This is a genomic window from Amycolatopsis azurea DSM 43854 (assembly GCF_001995215.1).
In the GTDB taxonomy this organism is placed as follows: Bacteria; Actinomycetota; Actinomycetes; order Mycobacteriales; family Pseudonocardiaceae; genus Amycolatopsis; species Amycolatopsis azurea.
Genome location: NZ_MUXN01000025.1, coordinates 245,666 through 267,253, shown reverse-complemented (window position 1 = coordinate 267,253; position 21,588 = coordinate 245,666). Strand labels below are relative to the sequence as shown.

Sequence of the window (21,588 nt, the reverse complement as noted above, 5' to 3'; positions counted from 1 at the left end):
GGTGGGGGCCGCTCAAGGGGGGCGGCCCCCACCTCGGCTTTCTGGCACAGTCGACCCCATGTCGTCGGACGAACTGCCGGGGTGGCTGACGGAATGGTGTTCCGAAGAGCTGGGTGCCAAACCCGATGACGTCCTGTTCCGGGCGCACTCGATCTCGACGGTGTTCGGCCTCCGCCTGACCGACGGGACGGACGTCGTGGTCAAGGCGCGCCCGGACGACGGCCGGGCCGAAGCGTGCGTCACGGCCCAGGCGCGACTGGCCGAACGCGGGTTTCCCTGTGCGCGGCCGCTCACCCGGGTGGTCGAGGTCGGTTCGCTGGCCGTGCACGCGGAGGAATCGCGGCCCGGCGGCGAGATGCTGCGCGGGGATTCGCCCGAGGTGGCTGTGCGCTACGCGGAGGTCTTCGCCGGGGTGATGGCCGGACTGGCGGACGTCGTGGTCGCGCCGCCGTTGCCGAATCCGCGCTGGGTGCGCTGGGATCACCGGGATCCCGGGCTTTGGCCGTCTCTCGATTTCCTCGACGAGCGAAACCAGGACGTCGTGTCCGCGCTCGTCGTCGACACCGCTTCCCGGGCTCGTGGGCGGTTGACGGCGGCAGGGTTGCCCCGCGTTCTGGGGCACGGGGATTTCGAGGGGCAGAACCTCCGGTGGTGTGACGGGGCGGTGTCCACCGTGCACGACTGGGACAGCTTGGCGTGGCAACCGGAGGCGGCGCTGGTGGGCGCGGCGAGCGGGATGTTCTCCAGCACCGGACCGCCGACGCTGGCGCCGATCGCGAGTTCCGAGGCGTTTCTGTTGGCCTATCAAGACTTTCGGGAACGCCGGTTCACCGCCGCGGAGCAGGAGGTCGCCTGGGCGGCGAGCCTGTGGCCGGCCGCGCACAACGCCCGCTGGGAGGCGCTGCACGGCGACGCCCCGTTGTGCGGTGACCAGCTGCGGGCGCAGGCCGCCGAACGCCTGCGCCGGGCGAACGCCTGAACGTGGGTGGTCGCCTGCTCTGTTCCGTGAAGGCCTCCTTGAGGGACCCAGAGTCCCTCAAGGAGGCCTTCACGGAACAGGGATCACAGCTCAAGCAGTGAAGGTCGAGTTTCCGCGGCTGAGCCGAGGGAAGGGGGCCTTCCCCCGGTCCGGCAGTGAGAGCTGGGGGCACTGTGACTTCTGTGGCGATGGGCAAGGTAGTGAAGGAGGCCTTCACGGACCTTGGGAGCGCCCGAAGGGGGCCCGACCATCCGAAAGTCGCGACCTGTTGGTCCGATCATGCAGCCCGGCGGCGGAACTCTTGAACCGAGCAGGCACTTATGTTTACATCTGCTCGCAGATCGCATCAAAGGTGCAGTTTCGATCACATTCGAGCGGTTCAACGCCATTCCTGGAGGGCTCCGTGCGCCGTCGCACCCTGCTGAAGGCCGCTGGTGCGGCCACCGCCTTCACCTTGCTTCCGGAGAGCGTCCGGCAGGCGCTCGCCGCCGAGGCGCCGACGGGCGGACTCGACGTCATCGAGCACGTCGTGGTCTTCATGCAGGAGAACCGGTCGTTCGACCACTATCTCGGGACACTGCGCGGCGTACGCGGTTTCAATGATCCGGCCGCGATCAAGCTGCCCTCGGGGGCGTCGGTCTTCCAGCAGCCCAACGGCTCGGGCACGCTGCTTCCCTACGCGATCGACGACCAGTTCATGGCCGACGTCGACCACAGCTGGTCGGGCGGGCACCGCGCGTGGAACAAGGGGCGTCACGACGCGTGGAGCGCGGCCAAGGGGGTCCGTTCGCTGACCTATCACACGCGTTCGGCTCTGCGGTTCTACCACGAGCTGGCCGACGCGTTCACCGTCTGCGACGCCTACCACTGCTCCGAATTGGGGCCTACCAACCCGAACCGGATGTACCTGTTCACCGGCAAACTCGGGTTCGAGCCGGACGGCAAGACCCGCGCCATCGGCAACGCCGCCTGGCAGAATCCCGGGCACACCGGCTACACCTGGAAGACCTACGCCGAACGACTCCAGGCCGCGGGCCGCAGCTGGCGGGTCTATCAGGAATGGGACAATTACGGCGACAATTCGCTGGACTATTTCAGCAGTTTCCTCGCCGTCGGCACCAAGGCGCTTTCGAAGGTGAAGGACTCCGCGGGCAAGGCATTCCCGAAACTGGAGTACTTCTACTACGCCTTGGATTCGGCCTCGGCCGCCGAACGTACCCGGCTCCTCGACGGGCTTGCGGCGGGCGTGGCGACCCTGAACCCGACCGAACGGGCCCTGTACGACCGCGGCTTGGCCCGGGTCGCGCCGAAGCAGTTGTTGAGCGCCTTCAAGTCCGACGTCGACGCGGGCAAGCTCCCGGCGGTGTCCTGGATCGTCGCGCCGGAATCGCAGACCGAGCATCCCGCTTGGGGACCCAACACCGGCGCCGATCTGGTCAAGTCGATTCTCGACACGATCGCTTCGAAGCCCGGGGTCTGGGACAAGACGCTGTTCCTGCTGACCTACGACGAGGACGGCGGCTTCTTCGACCACATGCCGCCGCCGGCGCCGCCCGTTTCCGACGACGAAGGCAAGAGTTCCGTCGCCACGACCGACGAATTCGTCTCCAGTGAGCCGATCGGGCTGGGGGTGCGGGTGCCGATGTTCGTCATCTCGCCGTGGAGCCGGGGCGGCAAGGTGTGTTCGGAGGTCTTCGACCACACGTCCGTGCTGCGGTTCCTGGAACAGTGGAGCGGCGTCGCCGAACCGAACATCTCGCCGTGGCGGCGCGCGGTCTGCGGGGATCTGACCTCCGCGCTGGACACGACGGCGCCGAGTGCCACCTATCCGGCGCTGACCAAACCGGTGCCGACGAGCGGGCCGTGGAACACCCAGCCACAGCCGCCTTCCGTGCAGAAACCACCGGTGGCGGAGACCGGGGTCCGGACGGCGCGGCCGTTGCCCTATCAGCTGACGGCGTCGGGACGAGTGACGGCGGAAAAGTTCTGGATCGACTTCGCCAGCACCGGATCCTCCGGCGCGCACTTCTACGTCTACGCCAACGCGCACCGGACCGACGGGCCGTGGCGCTACACCGTCGGCGCCGGTGCCACGCTCTCGGACTTCTGGCAGGTGGGCTCCCCGGACGGCGCGTACGACCTCACCACGCACGGCCCCAACGGTTTCCTGCGGCGGTTCGCGGGAAACCGGATCACCGCGACCACCGGGGGCAAACCGAATCCGGAAGTCGTGCTGCGGCCGGGTTCCGGTGTCGTGTACCTGAAGATGACCAACGCCGGCGCCGCTTGCGAACTGACCGTGCGCACCGGGAACCGGGGCGGCGGGCCGTGGACGTACTCGGTCGCGTCCGGCGCGACGGTCGAGGACTGGTTCAGTACCGAAGGCGGCATGGGCGGCTGGTACGACCTGACCGTTCAGGGTCCGGACGGCTTCCTTCGCCGCTTCGCGGGGCATGTCGAGACAGGTGCCGAGACCATCAGCGATCCGGTCATGGGCTCAGGGCCGCTCGCCGCCACCGTCCGCTCGGCCGACAGTCAGGAGACCTCTGGCGAATCCGGCGCCGCGACGAACGCGGTCGACGGCGACCCCGCCACCCATTGGCACAGCAAGTGGTCCGGTGGGGAAGACCCGCTGCCCCACGAACTCCAACTCGATCTGGGCGCCGCCCGCACCGTCACCGGCCTGGCCTACCTGCCGCGCCAGGACGGTTCCGACCATGGCCGCGTCGGCGGATACGAGGTCTACCTGAGCGCCGACGGCTCGGCTTGGGGGAGTCCCGTCGCGGCGGGTACTTTCGCTGATGACGCGGTCCGGAAGACACTTCGCTTCTGGCCCACCCGGGCCCGTTATGTGCGGTTCCGCGCGCTCACCGAGGCGGGTGGACGCGGGCCGTGGACGTCGGCGGCCGAGGTCACCCCGCTCGGCTGGCCCTGACCGAACGGGCAGAGTCGACTGTCCTAAAGGGAAAGATGCGTGGAGGCCGTCGAGGTTGCTTCAGTGAGAGCAGCGTCATCGTGACGCATCTTTCCACCCCGGTTGGGCATCTTGCTTCGTGAATGATCCACAGCGAGCAGGACCGACCGGGGAGAAGATGATGAGCCACCGATCCATTCGAACGAACGTCACGCGGGTCGCCAAGGTGGTCGCGGCCTGTGCCGGTGTGCTCGCCGTCGTCGCCTGCAACAACTCCGGTACGCCCTCGGCCGCGCCGCAGTCCTCCGCTTCGGCGGGCGGTGGCGGGGTCGAGACGTCCGCCGCGCCCACCGCCACCTCCGCCGCCACCGGCGCGCCCGTGCCGCAGGGCGGGCAGGCGGGGACACCAAAACCGTCCACCGCCGGGAAACCCGTCGGGTCGGGCAACAATCCCCGTTGCGCCACAACGGATCTGTCGCTCGTTCTGGGCGCTCCCAAGCCGTCCCCGAACTCGCCGACGCAGCTCGACGTGCCGCTGACTTACAAGAACAAGTCACCCCGGACGTGCGCGTTGTACGGCGTGCCCGGCGCGGACCTGAACGGCCCCGCCGACCCGAACGGCCCGGTCTACCACCTGACCAGGGTGGACAACGGCGTGAAGTACAACGACGTTCCCGCCGGTTCGACCGCGACCGCGACCATCACCGTCCTGAAGCCCGCGGCGGGCGAGCCCACGTGGACGCCGACGCAGGTCACGACCATCCCGCCGGGGCAGACCCAGGCGCTCACCGCGAACTGGCCGTCGGATCTCCCCGTGCTGCGCCAGGACGCCGCCACGCACCCCGGCACCTACGTCAACGGGATCCTCTCCGACCCCGCCTGACTCCAGTGGGTCGTGAGTGGAAAGTGTCGTTCTAACGACACTTTCCACTCACGACCCACCTCGGCCGGTGAGATCCGCTGGGAGGCAAGGGTTGCGAAAGCCACTTTCGCAACCTTCAACGTTGCGAAAGTGGCTTTCGCGTCATCCCCCGGTCCGCGGCCACGACCACCTCAGCAGACCGCTCGCCCTGCGGCGGCAAGGCCAGTCTTGTACCGTGTACTTGATACAAGAGGAGGCTGATCGTGCCGTTCGACAACATCGTGGCCGTCGCCCTGTTCATGGGCCTGTTCGGTCTCGTGATCCTGATCGTGCTGTGGCCGGGCGACAGGCAAGGCGTCAAGGTACTGCGACGGTGGGGCGTCGCCGATCCCTCACTGTCCGACGTCGACGAGGCCGTGCGCTATCTGCGCCGCCGCCGGTTCTGGTATCCGTGGCTTTACCTCGGGTTGCCGCTGCTGGCCGAGTCAACCGGGGTACGCGGCGACAGTATGTCGTCCATCCTGGCCACCTTGCTCGCCGGCGCGCTGATCGCCGAGGTGCTGGCGCAGCGACCCCGGAAAGGCGCCCGCCGCGAGGCGACACTGGAACGCCGCGGGGTGCGCGAACTCATTCCGGTCTGGGGCCTGGTCACCTACGCGGTGATCGCCGTGGCCGCGGCGGTGTGGATCGCGGTCAACCAGTGGTGGGCGCAGCTCGGGATTGCCGCCGGTGTCTCGGCGGTGACGTGGCTGGTCGTCCTGCTCGCCGTCCGCCGACCGTCCACAGGGGACACTGCGGCCGACGCCGCGCTGCGGGTCCGGAGTGCCCGGGTCGCCGCAGGGCTGGGGTTGGCCGCCACCGTGACCCTCGCGATCCCGGAGAAGGCGAACCTGGTGTCCCTGCTGCTGGTCCTCGCCGGATTCGCCGGCTGGTACCACCTCGCGCACCGATCGCGTGCCGAGGCCGGCCGATCGCGTCCCGAAGCGGCCTGATGCCGCTGAAGGTCGTCGTCGACACGGATCTCGGGATCGCGCCGTGGCGGCAGGTCCGGGACCAGGTCGTCCATCTGATCACCACCGGCGCGCTGGCGCCGGGCACCCGGCTGCCGCCCATCCGGCAGCTCGCCAGGGATCTGGCGCTGGCTTCGGGCACGGTGGCGCGGGCCTACCGTGAGCTGGAAGAAGACGGCTGGGTGCAGACAGCGCGCGCCAGGGGCACGGTCGTCGCCGAAGCCGCCGACCGTCCTGGCAAAGCCGACCTCCTGCGGGCCGCGGCGGACGACTACGCGCGTGCCGCTCGTGAGCTCGGCGTCGATCCCGCCGTCGCGCTGACCGCCGTGGCCACCGCGCTGGAGTCACTCCAGTGACGTGTCGCCGAAGTGCTCGAGCAGCAGCCGCAGGCCGCCGATCAGTTCCGCCCACTGCTCGGGCTTGAGCTCCGGCAGAAGGTCGGCCTCGTTCTCCAGGTGGAGCACGAAAACCTCGTCCACGACCTGCCGTCCCTTGCCGGTCAGCCGGATCTTGACCGACCGGCGGTCGCCGCTGTCGCGCACTCGCTCGACCAGTCCCTTGGTCTCCATGCGGTCGATGCGGTTCGTGATCGCCCCCGAGGTGACCATCGCGGCCTTGAGCAGCGCGCCCGGCGTCAGGCCGTCGGCTTCCCCAGAACGGCGGAGCGTGGTGAGCACGTCGAACTCCCACGATTCCAGGTCGTGCTCGGCGTTGAACTCCTTGAGCTTCCGGTCGAGGACTCGGGAAAGCCGCTGGACGCGCCCGATCACCTCCGCGGGCCAGAGCTTGTCTTCGAGGTCCGGCCGCTCGCGTCGCCAAAGCCCGATCACCGCGTCCACCGCGTCGGCCATGACACACCTCCCACTCATCTCAACATTAAGAGACTTGACATTGACAGAACTCGCTGGTGGTATCTCAACGTTGAGATTATCAGTGAGGAGACATCATGGCGATCATCGCCGAACGGCCTGTCCAGACCGAGCCCGCGGCCGCGAAACCGACACTCCGTGACGCCGGGCTGGCCGCGCTGGCACCCGCCAGCTGGGGCACCGTCTACGTCGTCACCGCGACCTTGCTGCCCCCGGACCGGCCGCTCCTGGCCGCCGTGCTGCGGGCGCTCCCGGCCGGGCTGCTCCTGCTCGCGCTGACCCGGCGGCTCCCGCACGGGTCCTGGTGGTGGAAGACGGCGGTGCTCGGAATGCTCAACTTCGGCGCCTTCCTGCCGCTGATCTTCCTCGCCGCGTACCGCCTTCCCGGCGGTGTCGCCGCGACACTCGGCGCCCTGCAGCCCCTGATGGTGGCCGGGCTCGCGCTGGTCGTCCTCCGGGTCCGGACACCGGTGGCGACCGTGCTCGCGGCGATCGCCGGTGCCGGTGGTGTCGCTCTGCTGACCCTTTCGTCGGAAGCCCGGCTCGACCCGCTCGGCCTGGCCGCGATGCTCGGCGCCGTCGCGCTCGTGGCCGTGGCCATCGTCCTCACCAAGAAATGGGGCCGTCCGGAACACCCGCTGGCGATGACCGGCTGGCAGCTCACCCTGGGCGGGCTCGTCCTCGCCCCGGCGACACTCCTCTTCGAAGGCCTCCCCGGCTCGCTGACGACCGCGAACCTGCTCGGCTACGGCTACATCGGCATCGTCACCACCGCGCTGGCCTACCCCCTGTGGTTCCGCGGCATCGACCGCCTCGCCCCGACGTCGCTCTCCCTGCTGACGCTGACCAACCCCTTGGTCGCCACGGCGGCGGGTTTCCTGGTGCTCGGCCAGACCCTCACCGGCTGGCAGCTCACCGGATTCGCCGTCGCCCTCACCGCGTTGACGCTCAGCCAGACGCTCGCAGGTGCTCGGCGAGTTCGATGACGGACGGATGGTCGAACAGGACGCGGGCGGGGACCTCCACGCCGGTCAGCTCCCGGAGCCGGGTGCGCAGGTCGATGACGGCGAGCGAGTCGAGCCCGAGGTCGGTGAACGGCTTGTCGTCGGGGATCGTCTCCGGATCCTGGTGGCCGAGGACTTCGGCGAGTTCGACGCGGAGCAGGTTCCGCAGCTCCTGCTCGGAAGGATGTTCGGGCCAGCGCCGATCCGGTGACGGTGCCGGTCTCGGCGCGGGGCGGCCGAGGTCATCGGCGATCGGGGGCAGGCCGGCGGCGGTGGGGTCGAGCCGCGCGGCGATCAGGACCGGCTCGGCATGCCCGAGCGCGGCGTCGAACAGGGCCATTCCCTGCTCCAGCGTCAGCGCGACCACCCCGGAGGACTGGATGCGATGCCTCGCCGCGTCGGGAATGTGCGCGCCGAGCCCGACTTCCAGATCCCAGAGGCCCCAGGCGATCGACGTCGCGGGCAGGCCCTCGGCCCGGCGCCGGACGGCCAGCGCGTCGAGCACGCGGTTCGCGGCCGCGTAGTTCGCCTGCCCGGCGTTGCCGAAAATGCCTGCCAGTGAGGAAAAGAGCACGAACGCCGACAGCGGGAGACGTCGCGTGGCCTCGTGCAGGACCAGGGCGGCGTCGGCTTTCGGACGGAAGACGGTGTCGAACCCGGCGGGCGTCTGCACGGTGAACGCGGCGTCGGCGACGACGGCGGCGGCGTGCACCACGGCGGTCAGCGGCGGGTCGCAGGAAGCGACCAACCGCCGGACGAAAGCGGGATCGGCGATGTCGCCGCCGACGATCCGCACGTCGGCAGGGAGCAGCCGGAGCGCCTCCGCGCCGGGCGCGTCCGGGCCGCGCCTGCTGACCAGCAGCAGATGCCGGACGCCGTGCGCGGACACGAGATGCCGGGCCAGTGCCGCACCGAGGCCGCCGGTGCCGCCGGTGATCAGCACGGTCCCCGCCGGATCGATCGGCTTGGCCGACGCGGGCGCGGTGCGGGCGATCCGCAGCGCGTGCGGCACGCCGTCCCGGATCGACAGCTGGGGTTCGGGGTTGCCGCCGACGAGCTCACGCACCTTCTCCACCGGCAGATCCGTGCCGACGACGCTGATCAGGCCGCGGTACTCGGCCGAGGCGGCGGTACCGAGCCCGAACACGGCGGCCGCCGCCGGATCGGCCGCGTCACCGGTGACGACGACGGTGCGTTCTCCGCGCGGGAGCGTGTCCTGCAAAGCGGTGAGCACGGTGCGGACGTCCTCGCCACGCGCGTCGACGACCCGGACGTCGTCGGCGCTCGCGGCCGGAACGCGGATCCATCGCGGGCGGTAGAGCATCGTGCTCCCGGCGGGCAGCGGCCGGGTGAGCAGGGATTCCACGACCGCGACGGGCATACCTTCGGGGTCGAAGAGTTCGACGCGGACTTCGCCTGGGCCGGACCGTACACAGTGGACTCGCGCCCGGCCCGGGGCGGACGCGAACACGTGGACACCCGTCCAGAGGAACGGCACCCGCGGCTCGGCGTCCGGCGGCCCGGCCAGCGCCAAGGTGTGCACGGCGGCGTCCAGCAGCACGGGATGCAGTTCGAAGCGGCCATCGACGCCTTCGGGAAGCGCGACGTCGGCGAAGAGTTCGTCCCCGTCCTCCCACAATCCCGTCACCGCACGGAAAGCGGGACCGTAGTCGAGGGCCGCGTAGGCCCGGTCCAGGTCGACCGGTTCGGTCGCGGGAGGCGGCCACTCGCCTTTCCACGGCTGCGCGAAGACATCGGACGGCCCCACGCGACCCGTGGCATGACGGATCCAGGCGCCGGAATCCTGGGCGTAGATGTCGATCCGGGGCCCGTCCACGACCACCTGGAGCGCGACGTCCTCGGTCCGGCCGAGCCGTAGCGGTGCCTCGATCGTCAGCTCGGCCACGCCGGTTTCGCCCGCGTGCAAGGCCAGTTCGACGAACGCGGTCGCCGGGAACAGCGTCGTGCCGCCGACGACATGGTCGGCGAGCCACCCGTGTGTACGTACGCCCGCCGAACCGCCGTGCACGATCCTGGGCGAGTCGGGCGCGACCAACGCCGGGCCGAGCATCGCGTGCCCGTCGCCCGCCGGGCTCCGGCGCGGTTGCGGGTCGAGCCAGAAACGCTCGCGCTGGAAAGGATAGGTCGGCAGCGAGACCCGTCCGGCGCCGCTGTCCGCGAACACCGATCGCCACGACACGGGCACACCGGTGGTGTGCAGCTCGCCCGCCGCGTCCAGTACTCCTCGACCGGTGTCCATAGTGGACACTGTGGGGAGTACCGCTCCCGCGGCCCGGCTCAGCACGGCCGACGGCCCGATCTCCAGGCAGATATCGGTTCCCTCGGCGGCCACGGCGTCCAGTGCGTCGGCGAACCGGACCGTGTCCCTGGCCTGCCGGATCCAGTACTCGGGGCCGAGGCCGGTGATCGCGCGGCCCGCGAGCCCGGAGACGAGCGTGAGTTCCGGGCCGAGGTGGGTCAGCCGGGTGACCACTTCGCGGAACTCGGCGAGCATCGGGTCGATCAGCGGCGAATGGAAGGCGTGACTGACGCGCAGCCGCGTGGAACCCGGCCACTGGGCCGCGACGGCTTCGGTCACGCTCTCGGATCCGGACAGGACAAGGGATCGAGGGCCGTTGACCGCGGCGATCGCCACCTGGTCGGCGAACTCGCCCACCAGCGGCGCGACCTCGCTTTCGGCCGCCCGGACCGCGATCATGACGCCTCCTGGAGGCAAAGCGGCCATCAGGCGCCCGCGCGCGGACACCAGGACGCCGGCGTCTTCGAGGGAGAGAACCCCGGCGACGTGCGCGGCGGTGATCTCCCCGATCGAGTGCCCGGCGACGGCGGCGGGCCGGACGCCCCAGGATTCGAACAGCCGGAACAGCGCGACCTCGAAGGCGAACAGGGCGGCCTGCGCGTGATCGGTCCGGTCCAGCAGTTCTCCACCCGAGAAGGCGACGTCGCGAACCTGACCGCCGACGGCCTCGCAGGCCGCGTCGAACGCCGTGCGGAACACGGGGAAGGTGCCCGACAGTTCCTTCCCCATCCCCGCGCGCTGCGCGCCTTGCCCGCTGAACAGGAACGCCGCGGTCGCCGGTCCGCGTACGGTCCGGCCGCGACGTTCACCCGCGGCGAGGGCGCGCAGCGCGGCGAGATCGCCGGACGACACCATCGCGCGATGCTCCAGCGGAGTGCGGGTGGTGAGCGTGAACGCGACGTCGTCCACGTCCTGGCCGCCCGCCGTCGCCAGCAACCGGGACGCGACCGCTCGCAGCGCGTTCTCGCTCGCGGCGCTCAGCAGCCACGGCGCCTTGGACGGCGTCCGGCGTCCGGCGTCGGCCGGTGGCGGCGCTTCCGAGACGAGCACGTGCGCGTTGGTGCCGCCGATCCCGAACGCGGAAATCCCGGCGTGGCGGGGCTTCGGTCCGGTACGCCATTCGCGGGCCTCGGCGAGCAATGCGACGTCGCCCGCCGACCAGTCGATCCGCGGACTCGGATCGTCGGCGTACAGCGACGGCGGCAAATGCCCGTGCCGCAACGCTTCCACCATCTTGATCACCCCGGCCACCCCCGCCGCGGCCTGGGTGTGCCCGATGTTGGACTTCACCGACCCCAGCCACAGCGGCCGGGCACGCCCCGCGCCGTACGCGGCGATCAGCGCCTCCGCCTCGATCGGATCGCCGATCGGGGTGGCGGTGCCGTGCCCTTCCACGACGTCGACGTCCGAGGCGGCCAGTCCGGCGTCGGCCAGCGCGGACCGGATCACCGCACGCTGGGCACGTCCGCTGGGCGCCGTGATCCCGTTCGACGCCCCGTCGGAGTTGACGGCCGAACCGCTCACCAGCGCCAGCACCGGATGCCCGTTCCGGCGGGCGTCCGAAAGCCGCTCCAGCAGGACGACGCCCGCGCCCTCGGCCCAGGCCGTGCCGTTCGCGCCCGCCGCGTACGAACGGCAGCGCCCGTCCGGGGAAAGACCGCGCTGGCGGCTGAATTCGAGGAAGGTGCGCGGCGACGACATCACCGTGGCGCCACCGGCCACGGCGAGCGAACACTCTCCGGCCCGCAGCGCGCGCACGGCCCAGTGCAGGGCCACCAGTGAAGAGGAGCACGCGGTGTCGACCGTGACCGCCGGACCGTTCAGGCCGAAGGTGTAGGAGATCCTGCCGGACGCGAGCGCGTGCGAGGACCCGATGCCCAGCCGTCCTTCCAGCCGATGCCCTTGCAGGCGACTGGCGTAGTCCTCGTTCATCACTCCGACGAACACGCCGGTGTCGCTGCCTCGCAGCGTGGCGGTGTCGAGACCGGCGCGCTCGAACAGCTCCCACGACGTCTCCAGCAGCAGCCGCTGCTGAGGGTCGGTCGACAACGCCTCGCGCGGCGACATGCCGAACGGGGCGGGGTCGAAATCCGCCGCGTCGTACACGAAACCGCCGCGGCGGGTGAGGGAACCGCCGATCCGGGCGGGATCCGGGTCGTACCGCACGGTCTGGTCCCAGCCGCGGTCGGCCGGGAAGTCACCGGTGGCGTCGACACCGCCGGCGACCAGGTTCCACAGGTCCTCGGGTGAGGTCACCCCGCCGGGGAACCGGCACGCCGTCGCGACGATGGCGATCGGGTCGTCGTCGCGCGTGGGCGCGGTTTTCGGCGTGACGGGCCCGCGTCGCCCGGACAGCAGCCGCTCCAGTTCGCCGATGACCGCCGCCGGGGTCGGGAAGTCGTAGACGAGCGACTGGGGGAGTTCGCGGCCGGTCGCCTCGGCCAGCCGGTGCCGCAGGTGCACCCCGCCCAGCGACGTCAGGCCCAGCTCGGAGAACGGCCGGTCGCGCCATCCTTCTCCGGAGTCCTCCTCGCCCAGTTCGGTGATCGCCTCGCGCACCAGCGCTTCGACGTCGTCAGGGCGGGGGACCCGCAACTCCCGCCGCAGCGCCTTTCCTGACGGCGTCCGCGGAAGCCGCTCGACCAGGTGAAAGGCCACCGGAACCTTGAACGGGGAGAGCCGGCGTCGGCACAGGCGGCGCACTTCGTCGAGGTCCGGCTCGTCGGACACGAGGAACGCCACCGGCACCGCGCCGAGGACCTCGTCGGGTCTTCCCGTCACGAGGACGTCCCGCACCGCCGGGAGTTCTCCGATGACCGCCTCGATCTCCGTCGGGTGCACGTTCTGGCCGCCGCACACGATGACGTCGTCGGCCCGCCCGTCGAGCGTGAGCCGCCCGTCGGCGAGGCGGCCCAGGTCGCCGGTCCGGTACCAGCCGTCCACGGCCTCGACGTTCGGCGCCACCCCGGGACCCCGGACCTCGATCCGGCCGTCGACGATCCGGATCTCCATGCCCGGTACCGGAATCAGCCCGTCGTCGCCGGTGAGCTGGACGGCGATCTTGCCGCCGGTCTCCGTGCTGCCGTAGCCGTCGAGGACGGGGGTGCCGAACAGTTCCCGGACCGCGGCGCGGGCCGACGGGGTGCAGGGCGCGCCCCCGGACAGACACAGCCGCGGCGCGGGGAGCCCGCCGCGCACCTCCTGCCGCAGGTTCAGGAAGGTCGCCGGGACACCGGCGAGGACGCCGCCCGGATACGCCGTGAGCGCTCCGCGCAGGTCGTGGCCGACGATCCTGGTGTGCGTGCCGAGCGCGATCGTCCCGGCGAAGGCCAGCGACAACGCATACGCGTGGTGCAGCGGCAGGGGCCAGAGCAGAGTGTCGGCGTCGGAGATCCCGTACATCGGGCCGTAGCAGGCGGCCGGCGACCAGAGGATCGCGCGCTGCGTCGTCAGGACACCTTTGGGGCGGCCGGTCGTGCCGGAGGTGTACAGCAGCCAGGCGGGTTCGTCGAGACCGAGATCGTCGCGGGGTTCACCCTGGGGCGGCATCGGCTCGTCCTCGACGAACACCACCCGCAACCGCGGCCGCTCCGCCTGGACTTCGCGCACCACTTCCGCGTGCCGGGCCTCGGTGATCAGCAGAGCGACGCCGGAGTCGTCCGCGATCCGCGTCAGCTCGGCCGCCGTCGACCGCGCGTTCGCCGGAACCCCGACCCCGCCCGCGCGCAGGACCGCGAGACAGTACTCGGCGAATTCGACGCGGGCGCCGAGATGGACCAGGACCCGGTCGCCCCGCGCGATTCCGAGCCCTGTCGCCAACCGGCCGCTCGAGTCCAGCAATTCCCCGAAAGTCAGGGTCCGGCGCTCGTCGGTGAATGCCGACCGGTCACCCGGCAGTTCCCGCAATAAAGTCACCAACGGCCGCAGCGGGCCGCCGCGAATCTCGGTCATTACACGAAGGTATAACCGCGTTGCTCCACGCTGGTACAAACGGGCGCCGTCGCGAACACAGCGAAGTCTTTTCTTGCCCGATCGTGCACTGTCCGGAGACGGATCGCGCATTCCAGACTGGGAACTCCGGCAAAGAACCCAGGAGGAAACATGACCGAGACCGTGTCCACGTCCGAAGCCGCTCAGACTTTCGAAGCCGTTGAGGGCGAACAGAAAATCCACGTCCCCACCGACGCGAAGTGGGGCCGCTTCACGCTTCGAGGAGGACAGGGAGGGCACGGCAACGCGGATTCCGGCGGCCCCGGCCACGGTGCCGAGGTCGAGGCGACGATACCGGTGAAAGGCGGGGAAACACTCAAAATCAAGGTCGGCAAACAGGCCGGTAGATCCGGCGGTTCCGGATTCACCATCGGCGGCAGAGGTGGATCCGGGGAAACCGATTCCGGCCGCAACGGCGGAGGCGGTGGCGGGTCGAGCGCGGTCTGCCGCGGCGACGTGCCGTTGATCGTCGCGGCCGGGGGAGGCGGCGCCGGCGGAGGATCACTGCTGGGCCGCGGCGGTGACGGCGGAGCGGGCGACGAGAAACCGCACAAGGGGGACAACGGCGAGCGCGGGACGCTCGGCGTGGGCGGCGACGGCGGAGGCGGCGGTACCGCGAAGACGTCGAAGGGTGACAACGGTCAGGGCGCGCCCGGAGCGTCGACCGCCGGTGGTGGCGGTGGCGGTGGCGCGGGCTACGCGCTGAAGGGCGGCGGCGGAGGCGGTGGTGGCAAGTCGGGCACCAACGATTCGGCGGGTGGCGGCGGTGGCGCCGGGGCCTCGTACTACGTCGAGGGTTCCCGCGACGCGAAGATCCACAAGACCGGTTCGAAGGGTGACGGAACGGTCAAACTGCTGGAGTGGCTGAAGAAGTGAGCCGGAGGCGGCCCTCCCCGACTTGGCAAGGGGAGGGCCGCCGCCTCGGGCGCGCGGTCATCTCGGGCAGCGGGGCCGAGGGTGTCGCGAAAGCCACTTTCGCGACGTTGAAGGTTGCGAAAGTGGCTTTCGCGACACGCGGCGCTGCCGGAGTGCGCCGGGTTCGGGTGGTCGTGAGTGGTAAGTGTCGTTAGAGCGGACCGGTATTTACCTACCCACGCCTGACCTGCGCGAGGGTGACGGTTGCCGGGCTCGACGATGAAGGAATTGGGACGTTGAACGTCCCAATTCCTTCATCGTCACTCCTGCATCGTCGCTCGGTGTCGCCCGGCTTCGGATCTTGATCAACGGAGGATCCGGGACGCTCAACGTCCCCGATCCCCCGTCGACCACACTGCCATCCAGCACAGGCGCTACCCCTGGCGCGCGAATCCCTCATCAACAAGACCGAGCGTGGAGGATTCAGGACGCTCAACGTCCCAAAACCTCCACACACGATCGCCGACCACACCAAGGGGTAGGTGAATACGAGTCCGCTAGAACGACACTTACCACTCACGAGCGTTTCACCAGGTGACCGGCAACTCGTGCACGCCGTAGATGTTCATGTCGGTCTTGAGCTTGACCTCGTCCGCGGGAACGGCGAGCGAGAGAGTCGGGAATCGGCGCAGCAGACCTTCGAAACCCGCGCGCATTTCGATCCGCGACAACTGCTGCCCGAGACACTGGTGGACGCCGTGCCCGAAGGAAAGGAGACCGCGGGCGTTGCGGTGGAGGTCCAGGGTGTCGGGGTTCTCGAACCGCCGCGGGTCGCGGTTGGCGGCCAGCAGCGAGACGATGACCGTCGAGCCCGCCCGGATCGTTTCGCCGCCGAGTTCCAGATCTTCCGTGGCGTAGCGGAAAAAGATGTCGGCGACGGACAGATAGCGAAGGAGTTCCTCGACGGCGGCGGGGAGCAGTTCCGCGTCGGCCCGCAGTTCGGCCAGCTGCTCGGGGTGCTCCAGCAGCGCGAAAGTGCCCAGCGCCAGCATGTTCGCCGTGGTCTCGTGCCCGGCGAGCAGCAGCAGGAACGCGGCGCCCGCCAGTTCCTCGATGGTGAGGTCGTCGTAGCGGCCCAGGTCGGACAGGATGTCGTCGCCGGGGGTCTCGCGCTTGCGCGTCACCAGTTCGGTGAGGAACGTGTTCATCCCGATGAACGCGGCCATCTTCTCTTCCAGCGTCTGGTCCCTGACCATGAGCTGGGCGGAGTTGGCCTGGAAGTTCTCACGGTCTTCGTACGGGACGCCGAGCAGTTCGCAGATCACCAGCGACGGCACCGGCAGCGCGAACTCCTTGACCAGGTCGACCGGCGGGACCAGCTTCGTCATCGCGTCCAGGTGCTGTTCGGTGATCTCGACGATGTGCTCTTCGAGCTGCTTCATCCGCTTCACCGTGAAAGCGCCGGTGAGCCGCTTCCGCAGCCGCCCGTGGTCCGGCGGGACCATCGCGACGAACATGCCCGGCATCGGCGGGGACGGTTCGGTCGGGGCGGGCATCCCCGGCGTCTCGTACGGCAGGTGGAGGATGCCGAGGTCCTGGCGCGAGCTGAACCGGGTGTCGGCCATCATCTGCCGCACCTCGTCGTAACCGGTGACCAGCCAGCCTTCGTGACCGTCGGGGAAGACCATGGGACTGACCGGGCGGGCCCCGCGCAGCCGGGTGATCTCGCTGGGCGGGGCGAAGGGACCCGCGTCGCGCTGCATCGGGAGGCCCTGCGGGACGGGAACCGTCTCAGTCATCGGGTTGCCTTTCGTGGTGGTTGTGCCGACCACGTTCCTCGCGGGACCTGACACGCGGCTGACACGGCGCTGACACCGCCTGTGTCAGCGCCGTGGCGGAGGCGTGTCAGCAGGGCCGCCCAGAGTGGCTCCCATGAACGACACAGCGATTGCGGTCTCCGGACTGCGAAAGGCCTTCGGCGACAAGGTCGTGCTCGACGGAATCGACCTGGACGTCCCCGCGGGCACCATCTTCTCCCTGCTCGGCCCGAACGGAGCGGGCAAGACGACGACGGTGAACCTGCTGACCACCCTGATGACGGCGGACGGCGGTACGGCCAAGGTGGCGGGCCACGACCTCGCGACCGACGCCAAGGCGGTCCGCGCGGCGATCGGGGTCACCGGCCAGTTCGCGGCGGTGGACGAACTGCTGACCGGGCAGGAGAACCTCCAGCTGATGGTGGACCTGAACCGGGGCGCCGTCGGCGGCAAGCGGGTCGTGAGCGATCTGCTGGAGCGTTTCGACCTGGTGGAATCGGCGAAGAAGCCGGCCTCGACCTACTCCGGCGGCATGCGCCGGAAGCTGGACCTGGCGATGACGCTCGTCGGCGATCCGCGGATCATCTTCCTCGACGAGCCGACCACCGGCCTGGACCCGCGCAGCCGTCGCACGATGTGGTCCCTCATCCGCGAGCTGGTGGCGGACGGCGTGACCATCTTCCTCACCACCCAGTACCTCGAGGAAGCCGACCAGCTCGCCGACCGGATCGCGGTCCTCGACCAGGGTCGGCTGGTCGCCACCGGAACCCCCGACGAACTCAAGCGCCGGATGCCCGGCACGCACGTCCGGCTCCGGTTCACCACCGTCGCCGAACTCGACGCGGCGGCGGGGATCTTCCCCGGCGCCACCCGGGACGACGAGGCGCTCGCGCTGCGGGTCCCCAGCGACGGCGGGACGAAATCCCTGCGGGAGCTGCTCGACCGGCTCGACGAGCGTTCGCTCGGCGCCGAAGAGTTCTCCGTCCACACCCCTGATCTCGACGACGTTTTCCTCGCCCTGACGGGCCACGACACAGAGGCCGTGAAGTGATGACCACCAGGACCATGACCATCCAGACCACGACGACCGCGCGCGCCAAGTCGCCTTCGCTGGTGATGCTGCGCCGCAACTTCAAGCACCTGACCCGGAATCCGACCTCGGTGTTCAACGCGATCCTGATGCCGGTCGTGATGATGCTGATGTTCGTCTATGTGTTCGGCGACGCGTTCAGCGTCGGCGTCGACTACATCGACTACGCGACGCCGGGCCTGATGCTGCTCGCCGTCTGCTACGGCCTCGGGGCCACCGCGACCGCGGTGAACTCCGACATGACGAAGGGCATCATCAACCGCTTCAAGGTCATGGACGTCTCCCGCGGCGCGGTGCTGACCGGGCACGTCGTCGCCAGCCTGCTGACCAACCTGATCGCCATCGCGGCGCTCACCGGCGTGGCCTTCCTGCTGGGTTTCTCGCCGTCGGCGGGTTTCCTCGACTGGCTCGGCGTCGTGGGGATGGTCGTCCTGCTCGGATTCGCGGCGGGCTGGCTCACGATCGCGCTGGGCCTGGCGGCGAAGTCCCCGGAGACCGCGGGCATGGCTTCCGTGCCGCTGGTCATGCTGCCGTTCTTCAGCAGCGCGATCGTGCCCGCCGAGAAGATGGGACCGGGACTCCGGGAATTCGCGCAGTACCAGCCCTTCACCCCGATCATCGAGACCCTGCGCGGGCTTCTCAACGGGGCACCGGCCGCGAGCGACGTGTTCCCCGCCCTCGGCTGGTGCGCCGGGATCGCGCTGGTCGGCTACCTGTGGGCGTCCTCGACGTTCAAGAAGCGAGCGTGACCTCGACCAGCTTGGTCCAATCCGCGGCAGTGCCCTCTCGCGCCGCCTCCGCGAACTTCGTTTCGCCGAGGCGGCGCAGCACTGTCTCCTCGATCCGCGCCACGTCCGGACGTGACCGGTCCGGCAGCCCGCGCAGCTCGTCGGCCGCCGCGAGCAGCCGCGCGGCCTGCTCCGGGTCGTCGTTGCGCAGGGCGAAGTCCGCGATCCCGACGATCATGTGGGCGATCAGGGGCACATGCCGCACCTCGGCCGCCGCTTCCCAAGCCGCTTTCCGGTGTTCCCTCGCCTTGTCGAGGTCGTCCGCGAAATAGCCCAGCAGGTCGTGGGCGATGGCGCGGACGTGTCCCAGTTCCGCTTCGTCGCCCATCACGCTCATCGCGATGTCGAGTTCCCCGGCGGCTTCTTCGGTTTCGCCGCGCCAGTGCGCGAGTTCCGCGCGGGCGAGGGCCAGCATGCCCAGCGCGCCCGGCCAAGTGACCTGTTCGGCGCACCGCCGCGCTTCGGCCGCGGCGGCCGCGCTGGCTTCCTCGTCGCCCATCAGCCAGTACAGCTGGGCCTGCCGTGACTGCAGCCGGATGAGGTCCTCGACGGAACCGACCTCGGTCACCACCGTGATCGCCTGTCCGTAGTACTCGCACGCGGTCGCGAACTCGCCGCGAGTGGCGATCCGGTCCGCCAGTTCGGTCAGGGCGAACGAGATCCCGAACCGTTCGCCGAGGGCGCGGAACTCGGTGAGCGACTGTTCGAGATACGTGTCCGCCTCCCGGCCGGGTTGGCCGAGGGTGATCCGGAGCTTGCCGAGGTGCAGCCGGGCCAGTGCGCGCACCCAGGGGTTCTCGTCCTCCAGCACCGGCTCCCACGCGGCCGCCGGTTCCGCCCCGGTCAGCATGCGCTGCAGCGCGGCGACGAGCCCGAACAGCGGGTGGTGCTTCGCGCCGCTCTGGCTGAGCCGGTACGACTCGTGGATCCACTTCGCCGCGGTGTTCTCGTCGGCGAAACCGGAACTGACGAACAGCGAGACGAGCCCGTACACCACGGCCGCGACCTCGTCGGGCGTCTCACCCGGGACTTCGACGGCCGCGCTGACCAGCTCCATCCCTTCCGTGCGGTGCCCGCTGAGCCACCAGTACCAGCCGCAGGCCGCCGCGAGCCGCATCGCCGCCGGTGCCTCGGCCGCCGCGAGCGCGCCGCGCATCGCGGAAGTGATGTTGTCGTGGTCGGCGTTGAGCTTCGCGAGCCATTCCAGTTGCTCGGCCTGGCGGAGCATCGGTTCCGCGGCCTCGGCGAGCTCGATGAAATAGGAGAGATGCGCGTCGCGCGCCAGCGCCGCTTCGCCCGCTTCGGCGAGCCGGAGTTCGGCGTACTCCTTGATCGTGCCTAGCATCCGGTAGCGCGGGGCTTCGTCGCCCGCGGCGACCAGCAGCGACTTCTCGGTCAGCGCGGTGAGCAGTTCGAGCACCTCGTACTGCTCGACGTCTTCGCTCACGCAGACGTGCTCGGCCGCTTCCAGGCTCGCCCCGCCCGAGAACACCGAGAGGCGGCACAGGACCGTCCGTTCGGCGTCGCTCAGCAGTTCCCAGCTCCAGTCGACCATGGCGCGCAACGTGCGGTGCCGCGGCAGCGCGGTCCGGCTGCCGCCGGTCAGCAGGCGGAACCGGTCGTCGAGCCGGTTGGCGAGCTGGTCGATGGACATGGTGCGCAGCCGGGCCGCGGCGAGTTCGATCGCCAGCGGCATCCCGTCCAGCACCCGGCACACACGCGCCATCGTGGACAGCGTCGCCTCGTCGGCCACGAAATCCTTGCGCACCGCGCTCGCCCTGTCCCGCAGCAGCAGGACGGCGGGGGAGGATTCGATCTCGCCGGGAGCGGCGTGCGGATCCGGCAGGGCCAGCGGCACGACCTGCCACAACGCCTCGCCGGTGATGCCGAGCGGTTCCCGGCTCGTCGCCAGGATCCGGAGACGACGGCATTCCCCGAGGACCCGGTGCGCGAAGGCCGCGGCCGCCTCGATCACGTGCTCGCAGTTGTCGAGGATCAGCAGGACTTCACGGTCGCGGATGGAGGCGATGATCCGGTCGACGGGTTCGGCGTTCGGTGAATCCCCGAGCAGCGAGTCCCGCAGGCCGAGCCCGGCCAGCGTCGCCTGGGCGACGTCTCCGTCCGGGCCGATGGCCGCGAGTTCCACCAGCCACGCGCCGTCCGGCAGATCGCCGAGCAGGGTGCGCGCGGTTTCCGTGGCCAGCCTGGTCTTTCCGGAGCCGCCAGGCCCGATCAGCGTGGTGAGCCGGTGCTCGGCGACGAGGTCGCGGACCTTGGCGACGTCGGCGTCCTTGCCGACGAAACTGGTCAGCTCGGCGCGTACGTTGGTCTTGCGGTTCTCCTCCCGCCGTCCCAGTTCGCCGCGCAGCAGCGCGACGTGCACCGCGGACAGCTCCGGCGAGGGATCGACGCCCAGCGCGTCGGCGAGGGCTTCCCGCGTGCGCTGGTACACGAGCAGCGCTTCGGTGTCGCGCCCCGTCGCCGCGAGGGCCCGCATCTGCGCGGCGACGATCCGCTCCCGGAGCGGATGCGCGGCCGCCAGATCGGTCAGTTCGGTGACCAGGTTCGCGCCGTGGCCGAGGTCGAGTTCCGCGTCGAACCGGTCTTCCAGCGCCGTCAGGCGAAGCCCTTCGAGCCGGGTGACCGCCGCGTCGAACGCTTCGCTGTCCTGAAGACCGACGTCCTGCATGGCCGCGCCGCGCCACAGGGCGAGGGCCTCACGCAACCGTTTCGGCTCCTCGTCGCCGCGGGCCTGGCCGACGAGGCGTTCGAACCGCACGGCATCGACGTCCTCGGGCGCGATTTTCAGCCGGTAGCCGTCCGGCTGCCCCTCGACGGCCCCTTCCGGCAGCACCTTCCGCAGCCGGGAAACCAAGCGCTGCAAGGCGTTCGTCGCGTCAGCGGGCGGCTGTTCGCCCCAGATCCAGTCGACGAGCGTCGCCTTCGGGACCACACGGCCCGGTTCGAGCGCGAGGGCGATCAGCAGCCCCCGCAGCCGGGCGCCCGGGACGTCGGCGAGGCCACCGTCATCCGTGCGAACCTCGAAGGAGCCCAGCATCCCGATCTGCATTGGGACGATTTTGCCACGGA

At 70.2% G+C, this 21,588-nt stretch carries 13 protein-coding genes; 9 read left to right on the top strand and 4 right to left on the bottom strand.

Features of this window, described 5'->3' with window-relative positions:
- The first annotated feature begins 58 nt into the window (after positions 1-58).
- The 5 genes from B0293_RS33620 to B0293_RS33600 all read left to right on the top strand — a co-directional run bounded on the left by B0293_RS33620 (position 59) and on the right by B0293_RS33600 (position 6,121).
- On the top strand, positions 59-979 hold the full coding sequence (locus tag B0293_RS33620; protein WP_005157870.1) for a phosphotransferase: 921 nt from the start codon (positions 59-61) through the stop codon (positions 977-979).
- Positions 980-1,382: 403 nt separating this feature from the next.
- The gene (locus tag B0293_RS33615; RefSeq protein ID WP_005157873.1) at positions 1,383-3,914 is read left to right on the top strand and encodes a phosphocholine-specific phospholipase C; all 2,532 of its coding nucleotides are present in this window, start codon (positions 1,383-1,385) and stop codon (positions 3,912-3,914) included.
- Between the two features lie 160 nt (positions 3,915-4,074).
- Positions 4,075-4,776, top strand: coding sequence for a DUF4232 domain-containing protein (locus tag B0293_RS33610; RefSeq protein WP_039918113.1), 702 nt, complete (start codon positions 4,075-4,077; stop codon positions 4,774-4,776).
- A 242-nt stretch (positions 4,777-5,018) separates the two neighbouring features.
- Positions 5,019-5,747: a hypothetical protein gene (locus B0293_RS33605; RefSeq protein ID WP_005157879.1), complete on the top strand. Its 729-nt coding sequence runs from the start codon at positions 5,019-5,021 to the stop codon at positions 5,745-5,747.
- Positions 5,747-6,121, top strand: a complete 375-nt coding sequence (locus tag B0293_RS33600) for a GntR family transcriptional regulator (protein ID WP_005157892.1) — start codon at positions 5,747-5,749, stop codon at positions 6,119-6,121. The genes B0293_RS33605 and B0293_RS33600 overlap by 1 nt, the downstream gene beginning before the upstream one ends.
- Here B0293_RS33600 and B0293_RS33595 read toward each other — a convergent pair.
- Positions 6,110-6,616 (bottom strand): MarR family winged helix-turn-helix transcriptional regulator, encoded by a 507-nt coding sequence (locus B0293_RS33595; RefSeq protein WP_005157901.1) that lies wholly within the window; start codon positions 6,614-6,616, stop codon positions 6,110-6,112. The two genes, B0293_RS33600 and B0293_RS33595, sit on opposite strands and share 12 nt — an antisense overlap.
- Positions 6,617-6,711: 95 nt before the next feature.
- On the opposite strand from B0293_RS33595, the gene B0293_RS33590 reads away from it, so the two are divergent.
- On the top strand, positions 6,712-7,620 hold the full coding sequence (locus tag B0293_RS33590; RefSeq protein ID WP_005157916.1) for an EamA family transporter: 909 nt from the start codon (positions 6,712-6,714) through the stop codon (positions 7,618-7,620).
- Here B0293_RS33590 and B0293_RS33585 read toward each other — a convergent pair.
- The gene (locus tag B0293_RS33585) at positions 7,583-13,909 is read right to left on the bottom strand and encodes a type I polyketide synthase (RefSeq protein ID WP_005157919.1); all 6,327 of its coding nucleotides are present in this window, start codon (positions 13,907-13,909) and stop codon (positions 7,583-7,585) included. The genes B0293_RS33590 and B0293_RS33585 overlap by 38 nt on opposite strands.
- 150 nt (positions 13,910-14,059) lie before the next feature.
- On the opposite strand from B0293_RS33585, the gene B0293_RS43810 reads away from it, so the two are divergent.
- Positions 14,060-14,824: a hypothetical protein gene (locus tag B0293_RS43810; RefSeq protein WP_005157923.1), complete on the top strand. Its 765-nt coding sequence runs from the start codon at positions 14,060-14,062 to the stop codon at positions 14,822-14,824.
- 566 nt (positions 14,825-15,390) lie between these two features.
- On the opposite strand, the gene B0293_RS33575 is transcribed toward B0293_RS43810, so the two are convergent.
- A complete protein-coding gene (locus B0293_RS33575; RefSeq protein ID WP_039918154.1) occupies positions 15,391-16,602 on the bottom strand; it encodes a cytochrome P450 in 1,212 nt (403 codons plus the stop codon).
- Positions 16,603-16,735: 133 nt separating this feature from the next.
- On the opposite strand from B0293_RS33575, the gene B0293_RS33570 reads away from it, so the two are divergent.
- Both B0293_RS33570 and B0293_RS33565 read left to right on the top strand, forming a co-directional pair.
- Positions 16,736-17,671, top strand: a complete 936-nt coding sequence (locus B0293_RS33570) for a daunorubicin resistance protein DrrA family ABC transporter ATP-binding protein (RefSeq protein WP_005157928.1) — start codon at positions 16,736-16,738, stop codon at positions 17,669-17,671.
- Entirely contained in the window at positions 17,671-18,459 is a 789-nt protein-coding gene (locus tag B0293_RS33565) for an ABC transporter permease (RefSeq protein ID WP_005157931.1), read from the top strand. The genes B0293_RS33570 and B0293_RS33565 overlap by 1 nt, the downstream gene beginning before the upstream one ends.
- Here the strand turns inward: B0293_RS33565 and B0293_RS33560 are convergent.
- Positions 18,443-21,568 carry a BTAD domain-containing putative transcriptional regulator gene (locus tag B0293_RS33560; RefSeq protein ID WP_005157934.1) on the bottom strand — a complete coding sequence of 1,042 codons (3,126 nt, stop codon included), beginning with the start codon at positions 21,566-21,568 and terminating at the stop codon, positions 18,443-18,445. The two genes, B0293_RS33565 and B0293_RS33560, sit on opposite strands and share 17 nt — an antisense overlap.
- Between the last annotated feature and the right edge of the window lie 20 nt (positions 21,569-21,588).